15 protein-coding genes and 1 pseudogene are annotated in these 26,506 nt (G+C 37.4%); 13 read left to right on the top strand and 3 right to left on the bottom strand.

What is annotated here, in order from left to right; translation table 11 throughout:
• The 9 genes and pseudogenes from MHH70_RS08530 to MHH70_RS08490 all read left to right on the top strand — a co-directional run bounded on the left by MHH70_RS08530 (position 1) and on the right by MHH70_RS08490 (position 12,493).
• A complete protein-coding gene (locus tag MHH70_RS08530; RefSeq protein ID WP_342473074.1) occupies positions 1 to 1,506 on the top strand; it encodes a hypothetical protein in 1,506 nt (501 codons plus the stop codon).
• A 232-nt stretch (positions 1,507 to 1,738) separates the two neighbouring features.
• Positions 1,739 to 3,285, top strand: a pseudogene (locus MHH70_RS08525) (IS3 family transposase).
• Positions 3,286 to 3,557: 272 nt separating this feature from the next.
• Positions 3,558 to 4,148: a sugar transferase gene (locus tag MHH70_RS08520; protein WP_342473177.1), complete on the top strand. Its 591-nt coding sequence runs from the start codon at positions 3,558 to 3,560 to the stop codon at positions 4,146 to 4,148.
• Positions 4,149 to 4,150: 2 nt separating this feature from the next.
• Complete coding sequence (locus tag MHH70_RS08515; protein ID WP_342473073.1) at positions 4,151 to 4,795, top strand: acetyltransferase; 645 nt, start codon at positions 4,151 to 4,153, stop codon at positions 4,793 to 4,795.
• Between the two features lie 23 nt (positions 4,796 to 4,818).
• Positions 4,819 to 5,955: an aminotransferase class I/II-fold pyridoxal phosphate-dependent enzyme gene (locus MHH70_RS08510; protein WP_342473072.1), complete on the top strand. Its 1,137-nt coding sequence runs from the start codon at positions 4,819 to 4,821 to the stop codon at positions 5,953 to 5,955.
• A gap of 601 nt (positions 5,956 to 6,556) precedes the next feature.
• The gene (locus tag MHH70_RS08505; RefSeq protein WP_342473071.1) at positions 6,557 to 7,597 is read left to right on the top strand and encodes an Rpn family recombination-promoting nuclease/putative transposase; all 1,041 of its coding nucleotides are present in this window, start codon (positions 6,557 to 6,559) and stop codon (positions 7,595 to 7,597) included.
• 561 nt (positions 7,598 to 8,158) lie between these two features.
• Positions 8,159 to 9,436 (top strand): glucose-6-phosphate isomerase, encoded by a 1,278-nt coding sequence (locus MHH70_RS08500; RefSeq protein ID WP_342473070.1) that lies wholly within the window; start codon positions 8,159 to 8,161, stop codon positions 9,434 to 9,436.
• A 4-nt stretch (positions 9,437 to 9,440) separates the two neighbouring features.
• Positions 9,441 to 11,135, top strand: coding sequence for a phospho-sugar mutase (locus MHH70_RS08495; protein WP_342473069.1), 1,695 nt, complete (start codon positions 9,441 to 9,443; stop codon positions 11,133 to 11,135).
• Positions 11,136 to 11,378: 243 nt separating this feature from the next.
• Positions 11,379 to 12,493 (top strand): IS3 family transposase gene (locus MHH70_RS08490; RefSeq protein WP_342473068.1). Its coding sequence is split into 2 segments (ribosomal slippage): positions 11,379 to 11,604 and positions 11,604 to 12,493, totalling 1,116 coding nucleotides; the frame shifts between segments, so codons are not numbered across the junction.
• Positions 12,494 to 13,125: 632 nt separating this feature from the next.
• On the opposite strand, the gene MHH70_RS08485 is transcribed toward MHH70_RS08490, so the two are convergent.
• A complete protein-coding gene (locus tag MHH70_RS08485; RefSeq protein ID WP_342473067.1) occupies positions 13,126 to 14,325 on the bottom strand; it encodes an ISL3 family transposase in 1,200 nt (399 codons plus the stop codon).
• Between the two features lie 737 nt (positions 14,326 to 15,062).
• Here MHH70_RS08485 and MHH70_RS08480 point away from each other — a divergent pair.
• On the top strand, positions 15,063 to 16,607 hold the full coding sequence (locus MHH70_RS08480; protein ID WP_342473066.1) for an LTA synthase family protein: 1,545 nt from the start codon (positions 15,063 to 15,065) through the stop codon (positions 16,605 to 16,607).
• A 931-nt stretch (positions 16,608 to 17,538) separates the two neighbouring features.
• Here the strand turns inward: MHH70_RS08480 and MHH70_RS08475 are convergent.
• Positions 17,539 to 18,561, bottom strand: coding sequence for a transposase (locus tag MHH70_RS08475; RefSeq protein WP_342473145.1), 1,023 nt, complete (start codon positions 18,559 to 18,561; stop codon positions 17,539 to 17,541).
• A gap of 40 nt (positions 18,562 to 18,601) precedes the next feature.
• A complete protein-coding gene (locus MHH70_RS08470; protein WP_342471477.1) occupies positions 18,602 to 19,066 on the bottom strand; it encodes a transposase family protein in 465 nt (154 codons plus the stop codon).
• 161 nt (positions 19,067 to 19,227) lie between these two features.
• Here MHH70_RS08470 and MHH70_RS08465 point away from each other — a divergent pair, with 161 nt between their 5' ends.
• The 3 genes from MHH70_RS08465 to MHH70_RS08455 all read left to right on the top strand — a co-directional run bounded on the left by MHH70_RS08465 (position 19,228) and on the right by MHH70_RS08455 (position 26,031).
• Positions 19,228 to 19,524 carry an HTH domain-containing protein gene (locus tag MHH70_RS08465; RefSeq protein WP_342473064.1) on the top strand — a complete coding sequence of 99 codons (297 nt, stop codon included), beginning with the start codon at positions 19,228 to 19,230 and terminating at the stop codon, positions 19,522 to 19,524.
• 255 nt (positions 19,525 to 19,779) lie between these two features.
• Positions 19,780 to 23,886, top strand: a complete 4,107-nt coding sequence (locus MHH70_RS08460) for a S8 family serine peptidase (protein WP_342473063.1) — start codon at positions 19,780 to 19,782, stop codon at positions 23,884 to 23,886.
• A gap of 243 nt (positions 23,887 to 24,129) precedes the next feature.
• Positions 24,130 to 26,031 (top strand): S8 family peptidase, encoded by a 1,902-nt coding sequence (locus tag MHH70_RS08455; protein WP_342473062.1) that lies wholly within the window; start codon positions 24,130 to 24,132, stop codon positions 26,029 to 26,031.
• Positions 26,032 to 26,506: the final 475 nt, after the last annotated feature.

Raw genomic sequence — 26,506 nt, 5'->3', positions numbered from 1 at the left:
ATGAGGTCAAAAAAAACGGCAATAAACTTTATTGTAAATGCAGCGTCTCTTCCCATTACGGCTTTATTAGGACTGTGGTTAACACAACTCACGATTACTGAATACGGGTCAGATATAAATGGATTAAATGTCGTTATTACTCAGATAATTACCGTTATGCTACTATTGGAAGCTGGATTAGGTGTAGCAATTAACTCGAAATTGTATAAGCCGTACGTAGAGGGTGAGAAAAGCGCAATAAACGCATTGCTATCTGCTTCTAAAAATGTGTTTAGATATATTGCAGTCATACTCGCTGTTATTGCTTTTTTAATTTCGCTATTTCTACCTCAATATTTAAAGACAACAGTTGCTACTGATATTATTTTAATTTTATTCTTGATGGCCATCATACCAACAGTTGTGTATATTTTCTTTACAATGAGATACAAACCTTTATACGATGTGTCTCAAAGTGAATACGTACTTTCTCTGGTAAATATAGTAACAAATGTTTTAGGGCAAATTGCTGCTATTATAAGTATTTATTTGCATAGTGACATTACGATTGTTCGCTTTTGGATTATGTTTTTCCTTGTAGTTAGAAGTATTTGGATTTGGAGAATATCTAAAAAGAGATATGTTGAATATGATTTTAACTACAAACTAAAAAATTATGAATTTTTAAAAGAAATGCCGTCTGTCATTAGTATTAAGATTACTAGTTTAATCTATGGTACGGCCCCTATCTTGTATATTTCATTTTCATTAGGCACTATGGTGACAAGTGTTTATAACGTATATCATATGATCTATACATTAATCAAGACATTTATTTATGCATTTGTTAATGCACCATTTAATGCATTTGGGCAATTATTAGCAGATAAAAAGAATCTTGATAATGCTAGAGAAAAATTTTTAATGTATCAATTGTTAACTGTAATCCTATCCAGTATTTTATTAACAGTATGTTTATTGTTAATCTTACCTTTTGTAAAATTATATACGAATGGTGTTACAGATATAAATTATTTGGATATGAAGATTGCTATTTTGTTGTGTATTATAGCATTCCTAGAAATTATCCATATTCCAAGTGGAATATTAATGCAAGTTGTTGGGGCATTTAAAGAAAATAAAAAAATGCAGTATATCACGACTGTTGTTTTATTAATTTCTATGTTAATACTCTCGTTTCAATATCAGCTATATGGTATTTTAATGGCGATGATTCTTGGAAATTTGGTGTTAGCATACTTAGAAATTCGATATACGTATAGAAATATACTATATACAAGTATGAAATCCATAATTCGAATGTGTATTTTGAATGTAATAGCATCGGTGGTTGTATTGTTTATACTTTGGGAATATATGATGATAAACGGATTTGTTGAGTTTATATTAAAAGGTTTTATTGTGCTAGTAATAGTCTCGGTGTATTTTCTCGGTTTAAATTATTTATTTTTTAAGGGATATATGAAGCAAATTTTTGCTGTGAGTGTGAAATTGATACGTGGATAGGCTACACTAAGTTTGGATATAATATAGAGTCATGGACATACTCACGCTAAGTTAGTAAAATAACCTATACGAGAGGACGTGTCCGACATGAGTCAAAAAAAGTACAATCAAGAGTTCAAACAAACCGTGGTGGAGCTTTATCGCTCTGGCACTCCCCCTCTGTTAGGATAGATGTCGTACCGAGCTTACGTGGTATAGTAAAGTAAAAACACGGAGGTCGAGACGAATGACAATGAAAAGAGAACGTATCCGCTACACGGCTGAACAAAAACAAGCTGTTGTTGCACGCATGATGCCACCACAAAACGAAGCGGTAGCGAAAATAAATGAGGAAACAGGCATTACAGAAGCCACCCTATATAAATGGCGCAAGGAAGCACGTGCAACAGGTAGTGCAACACCTGGCAATGGTCAAACAAGCGACAAATGGAGCAGCCATGATAAATTTTTAGTGGTAATGGAAACCTTCTCGATGAATGAAGCTGAGTTAGCGGAATATTGTCGTCGAAAAGGCTTATATCGTGAACAGATCTAGACGTGGAAAGAAGTTTGTCTTCAGGCAAATGGTCAGGCATTTGATCAAGCGAAGCAGTTGAATGGACAATTAAAGGAAGAAAAGCAACGGGCAAAGGCGCTGGAGAAAGATTTACAGAAGAAAGAAAAGGCATTGGCAGAAGCAGCAGCCTTATTACTCCTTCGAAAAAAGGCCCAAGCGATTTGGGGGGACGAAGAGGACGAATGATTGACCCGTCAAATCGCAAACTCGCAGTAGAATTAATTCAAGAAGCGAATCGAAATGGGGCGCGATTGGCAAAGGCATGTGAAGAATTGCATATTAGTGTTCGCACGTATGAACGTTGGGTAAAAGACGGTGAAATCCAGTTGGATAGACGTCCTACCGCCAAGCGTCCCATACCGAAAAATAAGCTATCTGAAGAAGAACGAACAGAGATTTTAACCGTAGTGAAGCAAGATGAATATGCCGATTTACCACCAACACAAATTGTCCCAAAGTTAGCCGATCAAGGGACGTACATCGCTTCAGAATCAACATTTTACCGTGTATTACGCGAAGAAAAGATGCAAAATCACCGAGGCTTTAGTCAAAAACCGACGAAACGGATACCAGAAAGTCATCTCGCTGTGGCACCGAATCAAGTATGGACATGGGACATTACGTGGCTAGCAGGACCTGTGAAAGGCATGTTTTATCGTCTTTATTTAATCATTGATTTATTTAGTCGCAAGGTTGTCGGCTGGGAGGTTTGGGAAACCGAAGAAGCAAAATATGCGGAGCAACTGGTACAAAAAGCGGTACTGAATGAAAAAATTCAAGGTGCGCCACTCGTCCTTCATTCGGACAATGGCAGCCCGATGAAAGCCTCCACTTTTCAAGGGTTTCTGGAGAAAATGGGCATTCAAAGCTCGTATTCAAGACCACGTGTCAGTAACGATAATCCCTATTCAGAAGCGATGTTTCGGACGTTGAAATACCGTCCTGATTTCCCACGAAAAGGGTTTAAGTCCGTAGAGGAAGCACGTGCTTGGGCATTAAAATTTATCCGCTGGTACAACGAAGTGCATTTACATAGCGCCTTGAAATTTGTGACGCCAGTGCAGTGCCATACTGGTAAACATATGGAAATTTTAGAGAAAAGAAAAGAAGTGTATGAAGAAGCTAAACAGAAGCATCCAGAGCGTTGGGCTGTGCAAACACGCAATTGGTCAGCGCAACAACAAGTAGCACTGAATCCGATAAAAGAAGTCGCTCAGGAATAAAAAAATCCCCCTTTTCCCTGTTGATGTTCAATGGAAAGCGATTTTCTTTCCATTGAACATCAACAGGACAGCAAGCACAGCGCGCTAGCTTCTATTGAATTGGGGATTTGAATGAATTAAATATGAATTTAGTAGAGAAATAAAATAGCTTGATGCGACAACTATATTGACAAACACCGTTCATCGTTTTATTATTTTCGGTATTGGAAATATTAGACAAATGAACAAGTGGAAAATCGTTTGTAAAAATTTGGGGAATTGAGAGCGAAATGATGAAAAGACTATTAGATGTTGTGATAAGTATTGTAGTGTTAGTAGTGTTGTCTCCCGTGATTGGTATTGTGGCATTGCTAATTCGGTTGAAAATTGGCTCACCTGTGCTGTTTAAGCAATCTCGCCCGGGTTTACGTGGTGAGGTGTTTCATGTCTATAAGTTCCGTACCATGACGGACGCACGCGATGCACAAGGTGAATTGTTACCGGATGAAGTGCGTTTGACGTCGTTTGGGAAATTGATGCGGAAGTTGAGTTTGGATGAGCTGCCGCAGTTATGGAATGTCCTAAAGGGCGATATGAGTTTTGTAGGTCCAAGGCCGTTGCTTGTGGAGTATTTGCCGCTATATAATGATAGACAAGCGCGTCGTCATGATGTACGTCCGGGGATTACGGGATGGGCACAGGTGAATGGTCGTAATGCTATTTCATGGGAGCAGAAGTTCGAGTATGATGTGTGGTATATAGAGAATAGGTCATTGTGGTTGGATTTCAAAATTTTGTTACTGACAGTGAAAAAAGTTTTTGTCAGTGAGGGAATTAGTCAAGAAGGGCAAGCAACCATGGAGAAATTTAGAGGGAGTCAGTAACTATGAAGAATATTGTAATTTACGGTTCAGGCGGTTTTGCACGTGAGGTAGTTCATTTGATCGAAGACATTAATAAAGCATCAAATGAATGGGAAGTTCTTGGTTTTTTAGATGACAATGAGGAGAATCATGGGCTTACAGTTAATGAACTACCTGTATTAGGTGGTGCTGAGTGGTTAGAAGGAAAAGGTGAAATTCATGTTGCATTAGGAATTGGATCACCAAAAGCGAAAAAGGCGATTGTGATAAAATTAGCTAAATATGAAAATGTGATATTCCCAAACTTAATTCACCCAACAGTGACTATTTCAAGATTTAATACACTTGGACAAGGAAATATTATTTGTGAAGGAAATATTTTAACAGTTAATATTGATATTGAAAATTTTACGATTATTAATTTGAATTGTACAATTGGTCATGATGTAACTATTAAAAATTATTCAACCATTTTACCGAATTCATCTGTTTCAGGGAATGTAGTATTTGAAGAAGGTGTGGATTTTGGTACAAACGCTACTATTATTCAAGGTGTTACAGTAGGTGAATGGACAATTGTAGGTGCAGGGGCTGTTGTGGTAAAAGATTTACCAGCAAAATGTACAGCTGTTGGTTCACCAGCAAAACCGATTAAGTTTCATGAATAATTTTTAAAGAGAGAAGGTTTTGTATGTCAAAACGAATTTTATTGTCTTCTCCACATATGAGCGGGACAGAGCAAAAATATATACAAGAAGCGTTCTATACAAACTGGATTGCACCACTTGGGGCGAATGTCGATGGTTTTGAACGTGAACTTGCTGAGTATGTGGGTGTGAAGGCTGCATCTGCAACGAGCTCAGGTACAGGGGCTATTCATTTAGCGTTAGATTTAGTAGGTGTTAAAGCGGGCGATACGGTTTTTTGCTCGACGTTGACATTTATCGCCAGCGCTAACCCGATTCTTTATTTAGGCGCAAAGCCAGTGTTTATTGATTCAGAGCCGACTACATGGAATATGTCTCCACAGGCATTGGCAACGGCATTACAGGAAGCGGCTACAGCTGGTAAACTTCCGAAAGCGGTCATTGTTGTTAATTTATATGGGCAAAGTGCTCGTATGGATGAAATTATGCAGCTTTGCAATCAATATGATGTACCTGTTATCGAGGATGCAGCCGAATCACTAGGTTCATCATATAAAGGAAGGAAAAGCGGTACATTCGGTCATTTTGGTATTTATTCATTTAATGGTAATAAAATCATCACAACTTCTGGCGGCGGGATGCTTGTGTCGGATGATGAGACACTGATTGCTCGCTCTCGATTCCTAGCAACGCAGGCGCGTGATGCGGCGAAGCACTATCAGCATAGTGTCGTTGGCTATAATTATCGTATGAGTAATATTGTTGCTGGGATTGGTCGTGGTCAGCTAGAGGTGTTAGATGAGCGTGTTGCCCAAAAACGTGCGATTTTTGAGCGTTATGCGGCTGCTTTTAATGAAATAGATGGAATCGACATGATGCCAGAATTAGAAGGGACGTTTTCAAATCGCTGGTTATCTACAATGACAATGGACCCTAAAAAAATTAGTATCTCACCGTATGCATTGATGGATCTGCTAAATGAGGCAAATATCGAATCTCGCCCGGTGTGGAAGCCATTACATATGCAGCCGCTATTTGAAGACTGCACGTTTTATCCTCATGCAGCAGATGGTGTCGTAAGTGAACGTTTATTCGCTACGGGCGTTTGTTTGCCCTCTGATTCGAAAATGACGGTAGAAGAGCAGCAAAAGGTAATCGATTTGATCGTAAAAACTTTATAGTTCTATGCACCAGGTACTTATATAATATCTATGTACACATTTTATTTGATTATGGAAGAGGGTCATTTATTAAATAACGTGAATGATTTTTAATTGCTCTATGAAGCTACCTTACTTTTTCTAACTCAAAAAATGTGATTCGTCAAAATGGATATACTACTTATTTATTAATAAATGCAATTTTAGGTCTTTCTTCCTCATTTGGCACTTAGTTTAAATTAAGTTGTATCTCAATTTTCGTGAATAGCTGAATTCACGATTTAAAAGTTGTTGGCATAAAAGTAAGCGCCAAATATAACACACCTTCAACGAATTTATTAGACATGAGACAATCATGAAAATAAATGAAATTGGAGGTTTTTTATGAAACAATCTGAACGTCTAATCTCACGCACTCGGTGGAATTTCACGCACTGGGTGAACAAACAATTATGGCAATTAATTACAATTTGTGGAAATGCATTCCTAAACATAAAATCCGAAAAGCCCTGTGTACCAGCAATCTTGCACAGGGCTTTATTTATAGTCCACATTGGCATCAAGCAAAGCGGCGATGTATAATAGAAGAAACAATTTAGATGCGAGAGGTGATGAGCGATGAATGGAAATCCAAAATCCGCATGACAAATTTTTCAAAGAAACATTGGGAAACGTTGAAACGGCTAAGGACTTTATTACGAATTACTTACCGGAGCAGCTTCTAAATATAATGGATGTTAACACATTGGAGCCACAAAAAGACAGCTTCATTAACAAAGAGTTAGAAGAAAATTTTTCGGATTTATTATTTAAGGTGGATATTTGCCAACAAGAAGGCTATCTTTATTTGCTATTTGAGCACAAAAGTTATCCAGCTAAAGGGATTGCTTTTCAGCTGCTGCGTTATATGGTGGAAATTTGGGAAGCAAAGCGGGATAAGGAGCAGGCAAAAGAGCTGCCGATTATTATTCCGCTCGTTATTTATCATGGGCAACAAAGTTGGGGCATTCCGTCGAATTTAGGAGAACTTTTAAATGGGTACGATCAGTTACCCGAACCGTTAAAAATCTATGTGCCAAATTTTGAATTTTTACTATTTGACGTTTCTGGCTTTTCGGATGAAGAAATAAAGGGCACAGCGCAACTTAAAATTGTATTGACGTTGTTCCGTGACTTAAAATCGGAAGACGCTGGGAAGCGAAATGATGCCATTTTCCGATCGATTTACTATTTGAATGAACTAGAAAATCAGCAAACAGCGGTCGGTTATTTAGAAACCGTGCTGCGCTATATTTTTACCGTCGCCAAGGACTTTACGAAAAAGGAAATGGCACAAATAATCCGTGAAATCGAAACAACGCAACCTAAAGGGAGTGAAGTGGTTATGACATTAGCAGATATTTTACGACAAGAAGGTATGGAAATTGGTTTAGAAAAAGGCATGGAAAAGGGCATGAAAAAAGGCATGGAAAAAGGCATGGAAATAGGTGGAGCGAAGGCTTTATCCGAAGTGGCAATATTGCAGTTAACGGATAAATTTGGTGCATTACCAAAAGAGATGAAAGAAGCTATTTATCAAGCTGATATCGATAGTTTGAAGATATTAGTGATGAACAGTTATAAATTCGATAAATTAGACGAAGTGAGACGGTATATTAATTAATACTGCGAATCTCACGGACTGTACGCAATACAATCAAAGAAGTGATGTTCGTCAACCAAGAACTGGGCGGCGAATAATCGATGAAGAAGCAAAGCTGGATTACGCGGAATATAAAGGGATTGAAAAAGGAAGAGAAGAAGGTAAAAAGGCGCAAGCAATTGAAACCGCAAAAATATGAATTGCACAAAGTATATCTGACGAAGTTATTAGACAGTCTACACAGTTAACAATGGAAGAAATCAATGCACTAAAATCAGATCAATAACCATCTCACGCACCGGGTGCACAAACAATAGTTAATTAATGTATCATGTTTTTTAAGGGAAAAATCGGTTCGTCCGGTTTGCAATAGCGGGGTTTTACTTCGCTTAAGTTTACTGTGCTAGCACCTGTCATTTTAGCGGGTATTTTTATTATTTCTTTAAAGAGGTGCAAGATTGTCACGCACCAGATGCATAAACTATTATTGAAAACCAACCTGTACAATGTTACAAGTTGGTTTTCTTTTTTTCTTATGTCATAATAGACCTATCTAAATCTACTAAAATTGGAGACTATATAATGATTAAAGAAATTGTCAAAACGACATTACTAAATTGTTCTCTTGAAGAAAGTGACATTTTAAAATATAAAAATCAAGTACAAGCTATTCACAATAGCCTGCCTCAATTCGAACTGACAGGTTGGCTTGATTTGCCTGTACAAGATAATAATGCGTTGCTTACATCCGTCGAACGTGTTGCAACCGAAATTCGTGCCTGTGCAGATGTTCTCGTTGTAGTTGGTGTAGGGGGCTCGTTTTTAGGTGCGCGTGCGATTCAAGAAGCATTGAAACCATACTTTGGCTTAGCTGAACATGGTATTGAAGTAGTTTATGTTGGACTTAACATGAGTGGGGCTTATATTAAAGAACTGCTTACTCATTTAGACAAAAAGCAAGTGTATGTGAACGTCATTTCAAAATCAGGTGGCACGATGGAACCAGCGCTTGCTTTTCGTGTAATGCGCCTTTATATGGAAGGGCGTTATGGAGCAAAAGCTGCAGAGCGCATTATTGTAACAACAGATGCAGAAAAGGGCATTTTAAAAGGAATTGCAGATAAAGAGGGTTATCGTCAATTTGTTATTCCATCAACGATTGGTGGTCGTTATTCGGTGCTAACGCCAGTAGGGTTATTGCCTGTTGCGGTTGCAGGTGTAGATATTCGTGCTTTAATGGCGGGTGCAAAACGTGCAACTGAAGAACTTTCAGTATCCGATTTGGCAAATAATGATGCATACAAATATGCAGTAATGCGTCATATGCTATATGAGCAAGGCTATTCAATTGAACTGCTTGCTTCATTTGAGCCAGGATTAAACAAATTCCATGAATGGTGGAAGCAACTATTTGGTGAAAGTGAAGGGAAGGACAAGAAAGGTTTATACCCTTCAACCGTTAATTTTTCAACGGACTTACATTCAATCGGGCAATTTATTCAAGATGGTAGTCCGATTATGTTTGAAACGTTACTTCATTTCCACGAAATAGAAGGTGACCTGCATGTACCGTTTGATGCGCGTGATGAAGATGGCTTGAACTATTTGTCGAAGCGTACATTCAACGAAATTAATGCAATTTCTAAACAAGGTACAGCACTTGCCCATGCCGAAGGTGGCGTTCCGGTTATTCAATTAGAATTGCCAAAACTTGACGAATACCATTTAGGTTATTTAATTTATTTCTTTATGAAAGCTTGTGCGATGAGTGCATGTTTATTAGAAGTAAATCCATTTGATCAACCAGGTGTAGAAGCCTATAAACGTAAAATGCTGGAGCTTTTGAAGGAGAATGAATAACGAGATGAGTTTAGAATTATTTAATAAATGGCAGCAACAAAACTTACCAGAGTATTTAGCAGACGAACTTTCGGCAATTGTTAGTGACCAAAAGGCAATCGAAGATCGTTTTTATCAATACGTAGCATTTGGTACGGGCGGTATGCGTGGTTTACTTGGTGCAGGTACGAACCGTATGAACATTTATACAATTCGTCGTGTTGCTGAAGGTTTAGCTCGTTATGTGGCCTCAAATGGAAAGATGGCTAAAGAACGTGGAGTTGCTATTGCCTATGATACACGCCACTTCTCTTATGAGTTTGCAGTAGAAACAGCGCGTGTTCTAGCATCACATGGTATTAAATCATATATATATAAAGAATCTCGTCCAACACCGCAATTGTCGTTTACTGTGCGTGAATTAAATGCTTTTGCGGGTGTTGTCATCACCGCTAGCCATAATCCTAAGCAATACAATGGCTTTAAAGTGTATGGGGAAGACGGGGCGCAGCTTGTACCAGCAGCTGCCAATGCCATTATCGAACATATGAATCAAATTGATGATATTTTTGCAATTGATGTTCAGGATGTAAAAGCAATTGACCAAAATGGATTACTTCATTGGATTTTGGAAGATTTTGATGAAAAATTCATGCGTAATTTATTAACTTTAAAAGAGAATGATGCAATTGATTATAATATGAAGCTTGTGTATACACCTTTACACGGTACGGGGTTAGTTCCAGTTGTAGAAGGTTTAAAACAATTTGGATTTAAAGAAGTGCATCTTGTAGAGGAACAGTCGGTACAAGATGGTGCTTTTCCAACTCTTTCTTATCCAAACCCAGAGGAGGTTGCGGCATTTGCAATGGCAATCGAATTAGGAAAGCAAGTCGGGGCTGACTTATTGTTGGCAACAGATCCTGATGCAGACCGTTTAGGCGTAGCTGTGCGTAATGGTAATCAATATGAGCTTTTAACAGGTAATCAATTGGGTGCACTATTATTGCATTATATTTTATCAATGAAGCAGCAAAACGGTACATTACCTAATAACGGAGCTATATTGAAGACAATTGTTACATCAAAACTTGGTACAGCAATTGCGACTCATTTTGGGGTAGAAACAATAAACACGCTAACAGGTTTTAAATACATTGCAGAAAAAATTGCACAATTTGAAACTGAAAATTCGCATAGCTATTTGTTTGGCTATGAGGAAAGCTACGGTTACTTAATTGAAACGTTTGTACGTGATAAAGATGCTGTACAAGTCGCTTTAAAGGTTGCAGAAATGGCTTCATATTATGCGACAGAGGGGCAAACATTGCTTGATGCATTGGAAGATTTGTATAAACAATTTGGTTATTACAAAGAAGCATTAATTTCAAAAACATTTGAAGGTAAAGATGGCCAAGATCAAATGAAGGCAATTTTAAACAGCTTCCGTGAAAATACACCTCATTCAGTTGCTGGAATTGAGGTAGTGCGCGTAGAAGATTATTTAACGGGAATTGCAACACTTCAAAATGGTAGTACAGAGCAAATAATATTGCCAAAAGAAAACGTACTTAAGTTTATTTTACAAGATGGTTCTTGGATTGCCATTCGCCCTTCAGGTACTGAACCAAAATGTAAGTTTTATTTTGGGGTTGTGAAAGATTCTAAAGATGAATCAAACCAAGCTATAGAATCATTAATAGCTGCGATTGTTAAATAATGAATAATCTATTGAACCACATATAAATTCTGCAAAATGCTGGTTTGGATAATAATTTGAAATATTTGTCACAAAAAAGCAACTGGTAATAAAAGTGATTTGTCATATACTAAATTTAAATGGGGTCTTGATTGATTTAATTTAGACAACAAATCAAACTTAGGTAAGTAGATGTAGTATAGATGTATGGACACAATTTGGTTAAGTCAATACAATTGAATTAACGAAAGGTCGTGTCCGAAAATGAATCAAAAACGTTATAACCAAGAATTTAAACAAACAGTGGTGGAGCTTTATCGCTCTAGAACGTCAGTCAGTCAACTCGCTAGCGAATATTGTGTGTCAGAAGTAACCATTTATAAATGGATTAAGCAACATTCTCCCATCGTAGGTACCCAGGAATTAACTGTGTCGGATGTTGAAGCCATCCAAAAAGAAAATCTTCGACTAAAGCAGGAACTAGAAACCCTAAAAAAGGCTATGACCATATTCGCGAGAAAATAGACGAACAAGAACGGATTGACCTGATTACCCAAGAGAGCGAGCATTCCCCTGTTCAAGTGATGTGTCGTGTATTAAAGATGCCTAAAAGTACGTATTATCAAGTATTTCACAAGAAGCCAAATAGCTATCACGCTGCTAACGAAGACCTGTTGGAGCGCATCAAAGCCCATCATCAAAAAAGCAAGGGCCGATATGGTGCGCCTAAAATCCAAGCTCGATTACAACAAGAAGGTTATTCATGCAGTATCAAACGCGTACAACGTCTCATCAAAGAAGCAGGCATTCAATCTACGATTACGAAGAAATACCGCCCTACATCAACAGATGGACCAGTGGAGGAGCGCGAAAACGTACTAGAGCATGATTTTACGACGACAACAATCAATGAAAAATGGGTAGCGGATATTACGTATATTCATACACTGCGAGATGGATGGTGCTACCTGGCATCCATCATGGATTTGCACACGAGAAAAATTGTTGGCTACAAACTTGCCCGTACAATGACAACGGACATTGTGCTAGATGCATTAAAGAACGCCGTCAACGCTCAAAAGCCAGGACCAGGGCTGATTATGCATACCGATTTAGGTACACAATATACGAGTGACGCTTATCAAAAACAACTAAAAAATTATGGCATGCTACCATCATTCAGTCGCAAGGGATGCCCTTATGACAATGCGTGTATCGAGTCTTTTCATGCCACACTGAAAAAAGAAGAAGTGTATCAAACGAAATATGATAGCTTTGAGACTGCGAGAATTGCCCTGTTTCATCGCCAGCGTATGCATGGGCGTATCGGCTATATGACACCTGATGCGTATGAACAAATGTGTCGTGCAGCAGCGTAAGACATGGGGGAAGAGCCAATCTCTCCACCACATTTTTGTGGCACAACATCCATGGGTTTATTTCTCCACGTCCCAAGTAGGTTGTCAAAGGCTCTTTTCACTTTGACAACCTACTTGGGATGTGGAACACTCCATGAATGGTTGTTGTGCAGCAAAAAAACTTAATCTTTTTGTGTCCAAAATCTTGACTTGGATCCAAAGAAATGGTTCTTACGCACTTTTGGTGTTGGATGCACAGGTCTATGTATAATTAAAATAATCGTTATTTCAAAAAAATATTAATGTCGAAAAAGCATTCTTTTCTCTAATAATACTACGCTGGCACGACCATATAATCGGCGCTTTTCTGTTTTGAGTCGATTGACATGTCCTTCGACAAAACCATTATTATATGGGTAATCAAAAGCATTTTTAACTGCCTTCAAATCTTGTCGTAGCCGTGAAGCATAGGCATAAAAAGGCTGGGATTGAGCGGATAATTGTTGTGTTAACCAATTTAAAAAACGTGAATAGTCACGTGCTTCAACGGCTTTTCGAAATGTTTGGACAATGTCATAAAAGTCTTTAAGAATCGGGTATTGGTCAAATAAATAGGCTAACCATTGTGCTTGCTCAGGTGTAAGTTGTTGTGACTATTTCCAAAGCAGCGCACTGATTTGCGGGCGTTTGATTAAATCTGGTTGTTCACAATCAAATTGGATACGTCTTGCTTTCCGAATCGCTTCCACTGCCATACGAGTAGCACCATAAGCACCTAAAAATCCTTCTTTTACAAGCGTGGCATGAATTTTTTTGACGGTCATTCGTGCTACTTCTAATTGAAGTATACGCTCGTGAAAAGGATGAACCTTTTTCGCTCGAGGTGTTTCTAACCAAGCATCACCTGCGGTGACATATTTTTTAATTGTCCGTGGATTTAACTGAAACTGTTTAGCTAATTGACGCATTGAATGTCCATCTTTATAAGCTGTTTGTACGCGAGCGATTAATTGTTTTTTGCTTTCTTTCCTTTCCATCGCACGTTCCTCATATTTGGCGAGAGGTAGGGCTACTTTTTCAATGTGCGTGTGTTTTCTTTCGACAGAAGAAGAAATAGTCGATAAAAGTAAGTCATCTAAACGTTTTTTGCAGTTTTTAATAAAATGCCAACGATCGGATATCTGCGCTATATTCGGATTGGCTGCATCAATTGCTTCTTTAAAAGCAGGCAAGCCGTCCCGACTAACAATTTGAATATGCGGATGTTGTTTCAACCATGCTGAAACAGTTTCTTGCTGACGATGCTGTAAGACAGCGATAATTCTACTTGTGACAAAATCACAAATAATCGTCCCGTAAGTATGTCCTTTACACCAAGCAAACTCATCAATCCCTATCACGGTTGAAATTGCTCGTGGCGTGACATTTGTTTGATAAACAATACGTAATAATGTATCGTGGCTGACTGATAAACCTGCCACTTTGGCTAGCTTCGCCGCAACCAGGCAGCTCGTAGAAAAGGCAAAGTGTCGTAATAGGTTTGTGGTGCGAACGGTTTTCCTTGCATAAGGCGTAAGCCACGAAAAGCGTTCTGTAAAAATACGCTGTGGACAAGTTGTGGTATGGCAACGCCATTTTGTCGCGATTAAACGAATGGTAACAGCTAAACCTACACATGGTAAATCCTGTAGATGTCGTGTATAGGTACTGTGTCTTTTCATCGTTTTACAATTGCACTTCGGACAAATAGCGACAGTATTTCTACTAGCTAGAGTTAATTGATAACCAGTTGGTTGTTCTGTGATGGATACAAGATGAATGAATGGGTCAGGAATTTTCCAAGGTATAAACATAGCAATCAATCCTTTTTATATGCTATACCCTAAAATATTGTGTTTAACCTTGCACCAAAATCGCGTAAGAACCACTTTTATTTTGCAATACACAAGTTTAGTAGAGGTACGATTATGACTCCGAATATATTCATGTAGTTAAGCATGAAAAGTAAGGGAACATATTTACAAATCAGTCTGTATTTAAGTGTAGTCTTATGAAAAACCTCATAGGATTTGGTCGCTAGAAATTCAAGAAAATCGCATCTCGTAAGTTTAAAACTTTAAGTTGTCCTCGTTAAAGACTGTGGGGAAAACGTATTCTTACTATCTTCACTTTGGCTTTTTTGTTTTTTTACTTTTTTGAGAGAACAGAAAGCCTATAGCTTATTTATATGATATTAGTGGGTCTAAATAACAAAATAAAGAATGGAGAAACTGATAAGTGATAATTATAAATTATTTATTAACAATAATTGCACCGTTGTGTATGGGTTTGGTGTTATACAATACTATTAATAAAAAAGGTTATATGAAATTATTGTATGTGATACCGATTGTATTTTTGTTTTCAAATAATATTTGTTATTTTATAACAATATACATATTCAAAGAACCAAATTTTAATTTTGTTATGGATGGAAATATATTTATTTTTAAATATAGTATCCTAAATATTATGATAACAATAATAGTAGTGGTTATTGTATCTTTTATTGAGAAATATATAGAAGTAAGAGTGAGAGTGATTAGAAAAAATGAGAAAAATAAGTGATTCAACTTTGTATATATTGATATTAATTATAACATTCGTATTAGTTTCCTCTATGTATTTTAAAAAGCAATATTCTAATATAAATGTTGATGAGATGCTTTTTTATTTAAGTAATGGTTTAGATGGAGCTTCTTTTGATGCAATTTACCAGGGAATTATTGACAATATTGTTGACTTACTTTTATTGCTGTTTATACTCTCCATTCCTTTATTCAGTACTAACGGTTATCATTTCTATTTGGAATATAGATATAAAAATTTTAAACAACAAATTCAATTATATCCCTTCGGTTATAAAATCAAATTTATCTATATTTTTATTTTAATATTAGGAACAAGTTTCTATGCAATAAAAGCCTTTAAAATAAATGAGTACATACTAGCGCAACAAGAGTATTCATTATTTATTGAAGAAAATTATGTGAATCCATCTAATATAGAGATACGATTTCCAGAAGAAAAGAGAAATTTAATAATAATCTATTTAGAGTCTTTTGAGACTACTATGATGAGTCAAGAGAATGGAGGGGCTTGGAAAGTGTCCGTAACTCCAGAATTAGAACAATTAGGTATTGAAAATCTAAACTTTTCTAATACAAGCATATTGGGAGGAGCTATACCTACAAATGGGACCAAATGGACAATAGCGGGATTGGTTGCATCAACTGCAGGAATTCCTTTGAAAATCCCACCTGCACTCGCAAATTCATATACTACGGAAAATTCCTTTTTAAATGGTGCAATCACTTTAGGGGATATATTAAAAGAAGAAGGTTATAAAACAAAAATTATGTTTGGGTCAGATGCAAAATTCGGTGGAAGGGAGGCTTATTTTAAAGTTCATGGGGATTACGATATTTTTGATTTACATTCAGCAATAAATAGTGGAAAAATGGATGAGTCAGAGACTGTATTTTGGGGATTTGAAGATAAAAAGTTATTTGAATGGGCAAAAGAAGAAATTGTAAGATTATCCAGGGATGGTAAGCCCTTTAATTTTAATTTATTAACTGTAGACACTCATTTTCCAGATGGATATTTAGAAAAAGACACACCTAAATCTTTTCCAACCCAATATGAAAATGTATTTGCGCAATCTTCTAGTGAAGTAGCATTATTTTTAGAATGGTTAGAGGAACAGGAATTTTATAAAGATACAACTATAGTATTGTTAGGAGACCATAACAGTATGCAGGAAGAAACCTATTATACTGAAAGGATTTCTGACGACTTTACAAGAGTAACGTTTAATACATTTATAAATGCAGTAAAAGAACCAATAAATGAGAAAAATCGTCTGTTTTCCACTATTGATATGTATCCAACTATTTTAAGTAGTATAGGGGTAGATATTATAGGGAATAAATTGGGACTAGGAGTGGACTTATTCTCTAATTCTCCCACTCTTTTTGAGCAATATGGAGTTGAATATACTAATTTGGAACTTCAAAAAAACTCTTTATTTTATAATAGAGAATTTTTGGGAGATGACTTTATTATATTGCAAAAAAGTTTGAGTATTGAGTAATCAAAAAGAAGTCGATATGATAGTGTCTGATACTATGTCAAGAAAATGGACAGAGAAAATTGAGATTTTGCTCTAAATCTAAGCGCGCTATCGCTTACTCGCCTCACAAATAATTTACGGGGCGTAACCCTTAAATTATTTGTGAGGTTAAACGGGCTTGATTATATGACCTTCGTTTTATGTGAAATTTTGAAATATTGCTTTTCGTATGCAATGGGTGACATATAATTTGTAAATGAATGAATACGCCTGTAGTTATAGAAACTGACAATATATTCAATGATACGAACCTTTACAGAATGATATGTATTACCAGACCATGAGAAAATTTTTCTATGAGGTTATTTGTGCATGTACAAATAAAGACCATTCTACTCATGAGTTAGAAAAAATTATAGAGTATTTAGGATATTTCAATATGAAAAATAAACAAAAGTAATGTATTGAGCTTTTAGAGAGGCTACACTTCCATGTAGAGAAAATTAATAATGAGAAAAGGGGCATTTTCTTTGAAGTCACTAAAAGCTAACATATTTTATAGCCTTCACTTACCTAATATGCAGTAATTCATAATAAATTTATCGCAAAGAAACCTTTAAAAATGTCTTTTTCAGAAGGCCCTATGCCGTTATATTTGCTTTGGATTTAGTGTCAAGTATTGTGGACATTTTATACAGAATAATAGGTAGATGGTAGCGTAGTATTAGAGATTCATATATAGAGTACATGTATGAACATAATGTAATTAATACGCAAAATTTCTTTTAAAATGGGGGCAATACATTGAGTAATTTAGCTATTTTTAAAGACGAAATTAAAGATTTGATAGATGATTATATTTGTTAAGCTAAAACTGGTTCTTACGCATAGTTAGTGAAAAAAGCATTAACCATGTATTTGCAATCCCTAAAATTATCTTAAAATAACAATATCAACTTAGTAGCACTCTCTTTTCTAACAACTCTAAACTGGCTCTTCCATACATGAGCCGTTTGATCATTTTCAATCGATTAATTTGGCCTTCCACAATGCTTGTATTATACGTATAGAAAAAAGCAGCTTTAATGGCTTCTAAATCTTCACGTATCATGGAAAGATATCGTGTTATTTCTTTTAATTTGCTTGATTGAAACTTCGCTTTAAGACGAAGAAAATAAGGAAAATCTAAGGTTTGATACGCTTCGCGAAATAATTGAACAAACGCATATATTTCTTGCGTTACTGGATAAATCGTCAATGTTTGATGAAGCTGTTGTTGTTCCTTCACTGTTAAGTGAGCGTGATTACGCCAAAATAATGAGATAATCCGTCGTCTACTGAACAGTTGTGTTTGAACAGGCGTACGTTTCATTTGGTTTATGGCATTTCGAACAGCGGTGTAGCTGCCAGTAAATCCTTGTTGTTGAAGTTGTTGAAAAATCGCTGTAATCGATTGTTTCTTTTCAAGTCCTTCTACAATGGATGTTTGAAATTCTGTAGTATTAATTGACCGCTTTATTCTTGGGCTATAAGTGAGTGGCTGATTTGTTTCTAAGTATTTTTTAACGGTATTACGACTTATCTTATATTTTTTTGCAAGACCCCTCATGGATAAACCTAATTGCTTTTCTTTTTGAATCACCTGGATTAATTGCCATTTTGCTTCTTCTTTTTCATTTAAACTAGTGATAGGGATAGATAATCGATTATTGGAGGAGTCTGGCTTTTCCCAATGGGATGGTAATAATCGCTGTATCATTTCTTTCATAACTTTATAGAGATTTTGAACAAGATGAAAACGGTCACTGATTTGCAAGATAGAAGATGAAGTATTGCTAATGGCGGCTTGATAACTACGTGAGCCATCTCTTGCCACAAGATGAATAGGTGGCTGTGCTTGTAACCAATTGGTCACCGTATTCATATCTCGCCCCTTCAGTAGACAAATAGGTTTATTTGTGCGTAAATCACAAATAATCGTCCCATAATGAATTCCTTTACGAAAGGCAAAATCATCAATCGCAAGGAAAGGGAGATGTCATTTGAGGTGTTGGTGTTTTATAGATGAGACGAAGAAGTGTATCGTGACTGACAGGCAATTTCAAATTACGACTTAAATTCGAAGCCTGTACACAATTCATTTTAAATGCCAACTGTCGCAAAAAGTCCATTGCTCGTATCGTAAAACGTTGATACGCTGGACATTCTGTTAACTGTTCAGTGAAAATTTTGGAAGTGCATGAACTTGTTTCGCAAAACCATTTTGTTAATTGAATATGATAAATGACCTCTTTTTGAACAATGGGTAAATCTTTAATTTGGCGTTTTGTGCGACTATGTCTACGTGTGCTTACTTGTTGGCACTTTGGACAAATAGCCGATTTTGTACGACTAATTAGAAAAAATCGCATTTCAATATCCGATGCTTCTTGGTGTACTAACTCAAAATTCGCTCCAAATGGAGTAATCATTTCATACATGAAAGCCACGTCCTTTTAAGTTACTATACCCGAATAGCACTTTGAGCAATCCATCACCAATTTTGCGTAAGAACCCTAAAACTGAGCCATCAACGCAATTGAAATGAGAGCCACTTTCTATCAAAATAATCCTAACTGTTAAAAGTTAGGAGGATATAGAGGTGATCAGTTTGGAGAAAAAGCAATTAGTGCTGATTGAGTACCACCAGCACAATACAAGCCAACGTCAAATTGCGGCTAAGCTTAACATGTCACGCAATACAGTAAGAAAATATATTGAGCAGGATTTAGAAGCAAGACAACAAGATACAAGGAATTTACCGGTAACGGACAATTATATAACGCCTCCGGCATATAAAAAACGAAATGGTAAAAAGGTTGTCTTAACTAATACGATTACCTTAAAAGGTTTAATCATTCAAAATGGAAGCGTTTTCCCATCCTCTCATTCCTTATAAATAGGTATTTAGGTATAAAGTATACAAATGGGAATAGTTTGAATTAACCAAATTGTTCGTTTTATCAGAAAAATGATTGACGATTATTACATAGAATTATATCTTTATGAATATATTGTAAAAAACGTTTCATCTTAATTTGATAGATAATTATAAGATGAAATCTAGTTTATGAGGTTCCTTTTGGTGGAAGGGAACCTATTAATTTGTTGTTTACAATATGAAGCACTATTCATTTGTATGGGAGGAATGATTTTGGGGAACAAAGGGGTTTATCGTTTTTTTGCTATTTTTGTTGTATTTATTTTGTTTTTAAGTTTACTTTCGCCAATGAATGTGGCGGCGGATGAGTTGGACTCGAGCAACTCGGATGAAAGTGCTTTATTAGCGAATCAGGCAATTTTAGAGCAATTGCTGCTACGACAGGGGAAACCAAGATTACATGATGAGTTAAAGGGATTGAGTGGTAGTCAAAAGGTAGGGGTTATCGTTCATTTATCAGAAAATCCGGTGGCGCTAGAGCAAGGGATTGCAGAGTTGCAAGGGAAGACTTTCTCGAATTCCGATGCGTCTGTAGCAAAGGAGATCGTTTTGACACAGCAAGAAGCTGTTGTGCAGGAAATGGTAGGCGAAAATATTTCTTTCACGCAAGGTTCTACGTATGATACGGTGTTGAACGGCTTTGCAGCAGAGGTGCGAGCAAGCGATTTGTCGAAGCTGTTAAGCATAGAAGGGATTACATTAGTTGAGCCGGATGTCGAAGTATATACGGCTGAGGTGCAAACGACTCAGGCAGATGGGCAAATTGATGCGCAGATGAATGTCACAAATGATTTCTTAGGTATTGGTCGTTTATGGGAGAAGGGCTATGAAGGGCAAGGAATTAAAGTTGCGGTACTAGATACAGGAATTGATGTTGACCATCCCGATTTGAAGCCGATTTATAAGGGTGGTAAAAACTTTATTCAAGATAATCCAACTCTTTACAAAGTACCAAGGAATCAAAATGATGGCTCTGAAACAAAGCCTAGTGAGCGTCATCCAAGTGCGCGAGAGGTAAATGATAGAGGGAGTACATTTGCTACATCACATGGCACGCATGTAGCGGGTACAATTGCTGCAATCGGTGTGAATGAGCTAGGTGTTAAGGGTATCGCTCCGCAAGTCGACCTTTACTCTTACCGTGTGTTAGGGGCATACGGGAGTGGCGCAACGTCTGGTATTATTGCGGCAATTGAGTACGCAGTTAATGAAAGAATGGATGTTATTAACCTTTCATTAGGTGGCGGCTCCAATACAGAAATTGATGCAGGGTCATTTGCTATTAATAATGCCATGTTAGCAGGTGTTATATCAGTCATTGCGACTGGGAATGATGGTCCAGAGCGCGGCACAATGGGAACGCCAGCGACAGCACCACTTGGCATTGCGGTAGGGAACTCAACAAAGCCAGAATTACAAACAGAGGTATCTACAATTGTTACTGTAGGGAATCAAACATTTTCAGAGGATTTAACATTAATTACATTGCCGCAAGGGGCTAATGTAGCTGAGCTGTTGAGCGGTGAATATGATTTAGTTAATATTCCTGGACTAGGGAAGCCTGAAAACTTCGCAGGCATTGATGTTGAAGGAAAGATAGCACTTATTTCACGAGGTGAGATTAGCTTTATTGACAAAGTAGCAAATGCTAAGGCGGAAGGGGCAATTGGGGCAATTATTTATAATAATGCAACGGGGCCTTTAACAAATGCCTTTCAAGGGGAATCACCAATTTTTATCCCAGCATTTGGGATGTCATTAGAGAAAGGGCAGGCAATTAAGCAAGCGTTAGTAACCGGAGCTGGAAAAGTGAGTTTTAATATTCACACGTATATTTCTTATGACCAAATTAATGATTCTAGCTCGCGTGGTCCATCTGTACCTAACTTTGATATTAAGCCAGATGTAGTAGCGCCGGGTACTAATATTTTATCGACAGTTCCAACCTATGATTTACTAACAGGTGAGCCGTTAGCTGCCAATCAAATATTCGGACAGAAAACGGGTACGTCCATGGCAACACCTCATATTGCTGGAATTGCTGCATTAATGAAACAGGCCAATCCAACTTGGTCGCCATTTGATATTAAAGTCGCACTTTCAAATACAGCAAAGGTTTTAGATGGCTATGATGTGTTTGAGCAAGGGGCTGGACGCGTCAATGCCTACGATGCGGCTTTCCCAAGTGCGCTAGCATACGTGCAGGATGAGGCTTTACGTGACCAAACAAATGAAATCGTTCCGAATATTAAAGGAACAGTTACATTTGGTCCACAGCCTATTAAAGAGCAAAATATTTTAGTGCAAAGGCAAATTGTTGTAAAGGATATGAAGGGGTTAGGCGGCCGTTATCAAGTGACGATTAATACTTTAAAGGGCTTTGGCGATGCTGTTGTGTCTGTGGATAAGCCGTCGATTGTATTAGCACCGAATGGTCAAGAAACAATAACGGTGACATTACAGGCTTCTAAAAACGATAATGCCCAGTTTGGTGATGAAATGTTCGGCTATATTTATATTACACCAACAGAGCCTGCGCTAACGACTTCATCGTTATTAGTGAATCAAGCTACACTTACTGTGAGACAAGGGGAACAGGCACAGCTAAATGTCTTTGAAAAAACAACGCAAACACATGGCTATTATACAGAAATTTCTTTGCCATTTGCTGCGGACTTTAGCGTTATAACAGATATTAAGGATTTTAGTATTTCTGCTAATGATTTATCATTTGCGACATCGGACGATACGGCTACAGTGTCCTTTGAAATTACACGACCTGTAGACGAGGCATTGGTTTATTTACGTAATCTTGAAAAGTTGAATGTATCTGCTCCGATTGCAACAGGGGCAATTGGTTATGTAGCGTATTTAGAAAACTTACAAGCCGGACGACATTCGAGAAATATCGGACCAGAATATGCTGATTGGGAAAACAATATAGGTATTGTGCCGGAAGGGGTATATTCTGTCGACTTTATTGGATGGCCAGCATCTGGTGGTGAAATTCGCTCGTGGACAGGCGATGCTGTTATTGTCAAACGGACAGCTCCAACCGTAAATGCTACAGTTACGAGTAGTGATACAGGTGGTGTTGTGTTAAGTGGTCAGGTTACTGATAAATATATTGATTATAATAAGACGTTGAAAGATTATGGTCTTGACTATAAATTAAATAGTAAATTAAAAGCGGAATATGCAGTGAACGATAATACACCTGTTGCATTTATATTGAATGAAGATGGTTCATTTTCTTTAGGAATCCAAGGTGTAAGCACAACAGCCGATACGGTAAAAGTAATTGTAACAGATGCTGTGAATAATAAAGGTGAGGTTGTAGCTCAGAAGGTGAATACGTTCGAAATCTCTGCAAGAGAGCCTGAATTAAATGCTGCAGAACAGATTGTGTCGCGAGCTCATGCAAAGTATATTCAAGCAAGCTTGACACCATATATTGCAAAAGCTTCTACAAATGACCGCGTTACTGATGTAACGAAAGAAGCTACTTACTCTGTAGCAAATAGCAATATGGTAGAGGTGAAAAATGGTCTAGTATATGGCAAATCGCTAGGAACAACAACAATTACTGTCAGCTATAATGGGCAAACTGTCGAGATTCCTGTAACAGTAATACCTAATAATAGCGCAGGTGGTTGGTATCCAGGAGGCGGAGGTGGAGCACCAGAAGCTCAACCTGAGGAAGGAAAGTCTGAATCCGAAAAGCCTCAAATAGAAATACCACAGCCAGAGGAGCAAGAAAACAAATCACCGTTCATCCCAGTAGATTTATCAGCGAATCATTGGGCTGCAGGCTATATCCAGCAAATGATTGAGCGCGGTTTACTAAGAGGTAATGAAAGCGGCGAAGTGAAGCCGAATGCCAATGTAACACGTGCCCAATTTGCATCAATTATAGCGCGTGCGCTAGGTTTAACTGCAGATGGGAAAGCGCCATTTAGCGATATAGGTAACTATGCAGCCGAAACGCAGGAGGAAATCACCGCGATATTTGAGGCAGGTATTGCAAGGGGCACAGATGGTAAATATATGCCTTCAGGTGAAATAACACGTGCGCAGCTAGCACTAATGCTTTATCGTGCCTATGAGCATGCGACAGGCGAAAAATATGTACCTAAAGGTCAAGCAACATTTGCGGATTTAGGTAAATATAATGAAGAAACAATGGCGGCGATTGCGATGCTACAAGAGCTAAACATTGCGGCAGGTGACAAAGGGAAATTCATGCCGACAGCACCAGCAACACGTGCACATGCAGCAAAAATGGTTATTCATTTCTTAGAAATTGTTGAAAATCGTTAGTTTAAAATTAATTAAGACGCGTGAAATCGAGGCGATTGCTTTGATTTCATGCGTCTTATTTTTATCATAAATTTGTTTAAAGATAGTAAATTTGACCTGCATTAATTTTATAGTATAATTTCACTATAAAACACTAAGAAATTAGCAGTGAGAAGTTGATAGAATCATTGGCAATATGCTTATTAATTATATCAACAAGGACAAAACTCTGTTATGAAAAATAATGTAAAGGTGGAAAGCTTTATGAGAAGGCTGTTGTCTTTAAGTTTTGTATTTGTTTTGTGCATAATCATGCAGCCACATGCTTTTGCGAATTTGCAAAAAGAGGTAATTGTGCAATATAAATCGGAGGAAGGTAGGAAAATTGCTATACAGCATGCAAGTGAAGTTATAGAGGAGTTTAAAAACTTACCTTTTATTGTCGTTCGATTAGAAGCAGAAACTTATGCTAAACTTGCAAGCCATTCGCAAATTCGTTTATTTGAAGATAATCAGTCTATACAGCTGAACGAACAAGCGCAGCTTATGACAGGAGCTTCATTAGCTGAGGTTGAGCATTGGAATTTAGATGCAATGAATGTTCATGATGCATGGATAAATGGCTATACAGGTAAAGGCGTTAAGGTGGCTGTACTCGATTCGGGAATTGCAAGCCACCCTGATTTAAAAATCGCAGGTGCTATTTCTTTTATTGGAGATACATATGATGATGTGCACGGACATGGTACACATGTAGCTGGTATTATTGCAGCACAGCATAATGGATTCGGGATTGCTGGGATTGCGCCCAATGTAGAGTTATATGCCGTGAAGGTGATTGAAAACGATGGGATGGGTCGTGCACTAACCGTTATAAAGGGAATAGACTGGGCGATTGACAACAACATCCATATCATTAATTTGAGCTTTGGAGGCTTGGAGTACAGTGAGGTGCTGTATGAGGCTGTGAAAAGTGCGGCAGAGAGTGGGGTGCTTATTGTAGCTGCTAGTGGGAATGAGGGGACTGCTAATGGCACTGGCGCCACAATCAATTACCCTGCGCGTCATGATGAAGTAATAGCTGTTGCGTCAGTAAATCGCCAATTAATTCGTTCCCCATATAGCGGGACAGGCATTGAGAATGATTTTGCAGCACCGGGAGAGGATATTTATAGCACCTTTTTGAATAATCAATACGCCACATATGAAGGAACCTCATTGGCAGCACCGCATATTACGGGTTTGTTAGCTTTATTAATTGAGCAGTATCCAGAATTAACGGCAAAAGAACTGCGTGAAGGACTACATCTAATGGCAGAGGATTTGGGTTCACCGGGTCATGATGAATGGTATGGTCATGGCTTCCCAAAGTATCGAAGCTTGGAAGCTCTTGCACTACAAAATGAGCAGAATAAAACTGAGCGATTACTTATTGAGCAGATTGAGCCATTATTAGCTGATTTCATCATTAAGCCAACAGAGGGTACTTACGTTCAGTTGAACAAGCTCGTCGGTGAAATGAAGTCGGGAGATAAAAAAGCTTTTCTGCAAAAGAAATTTGATGAGGCTTTAGCTCAACATCTAGAAAATGCAACAAAAGAAGTAGATAAATTTATTTATAATCAAACAGCGCATACCTATAGTAGGGCGAGCAAAGCTTTAAAAAATATACAGGGAATTGCTGGTAGCGAGCAGCTGGAGGAGCGTCTAGAGAAGGCATTGCAACAGTTTGCGACACCTGCTGTTGCACAATTAGAACGTTTTTTGAAAAACCCTACAAAACAAAATTTTAAGGATGCGCAAGCTGCTATTAATATGGTACCTGTATCAACTGTCAAAACTGACTTGCTTAATAAGCTAAATAGTAAAGTGCAAACGCTTAATCAATTAGCTGAAACAAATGTCTCGGCATATGCAAAGACATCAACACTGAAAAATTACAATGCTGCATTGAAGGCTATTGGAGAGGTATATGATGAGACGCGAAGCGTACAATTATCTAAACGCCTACAAGTTATTTTAAATAATCAGCTAGAAAAGGCTAAAATCCGTGTAACCAATTACGAAAAGAAAAAGACAAAGAGCAATCGAGATTTAGCAATGAAAATAGTACAGGAGTTGCCAAATAATGAAACTAAAAATGCCTTATTACGCAGGTTGAAATAGTTTGAGGCAGCGGCTAAATATTTCGTTAGAAACCATAGTTTTCCTTGAGAATTAGTTGAAGAAGAACAATCAATGCCGACAGTATGAGTAACAAACGAGTTCGTTTTAAATTAAATAAGGCGCATGAAATCGAAAAAATGATTTGATTTCATGCGTTTTTATTTGGGGGAACATTCTTTAGATAAATTGCGAATAATTATGATGCTTCTTATCCTTTCATATTTTTTGGGTAACCTCTTACAACATTTATTTCCTCTAACTAATTTTCCGGAATTATGGTAGGAATCTATGAAGTATTTTGAAATATTTTTCACATAGAATAATATTTTTGAGCATATATTGTCATAGTATCCTGTTTGAATAGACAAGCATCATTGTGACAGAGTGGCTGTTTGTTGGCGGGATTAGAGTTAATAATTGATTTGCGCATTCATAGGTAGCAAGCTTTGCACGATTAGTGAAGATTCATAATCTG

Source organism: Metasolibacillus sp. FSL H7-0170, from assembly GCF_038593115.1.
Lineage (GTDB): Bacteria > Bacillota > Bacilli > Bacillales_A > Planococcaceae > Metasolibacillus > Metasolibacillus fluoroglycofenilyticus.
Note: the sequence above shows the minus strand (reverse complement) of the source record. Positions and strands in the feature narration are given on the sequence as shown.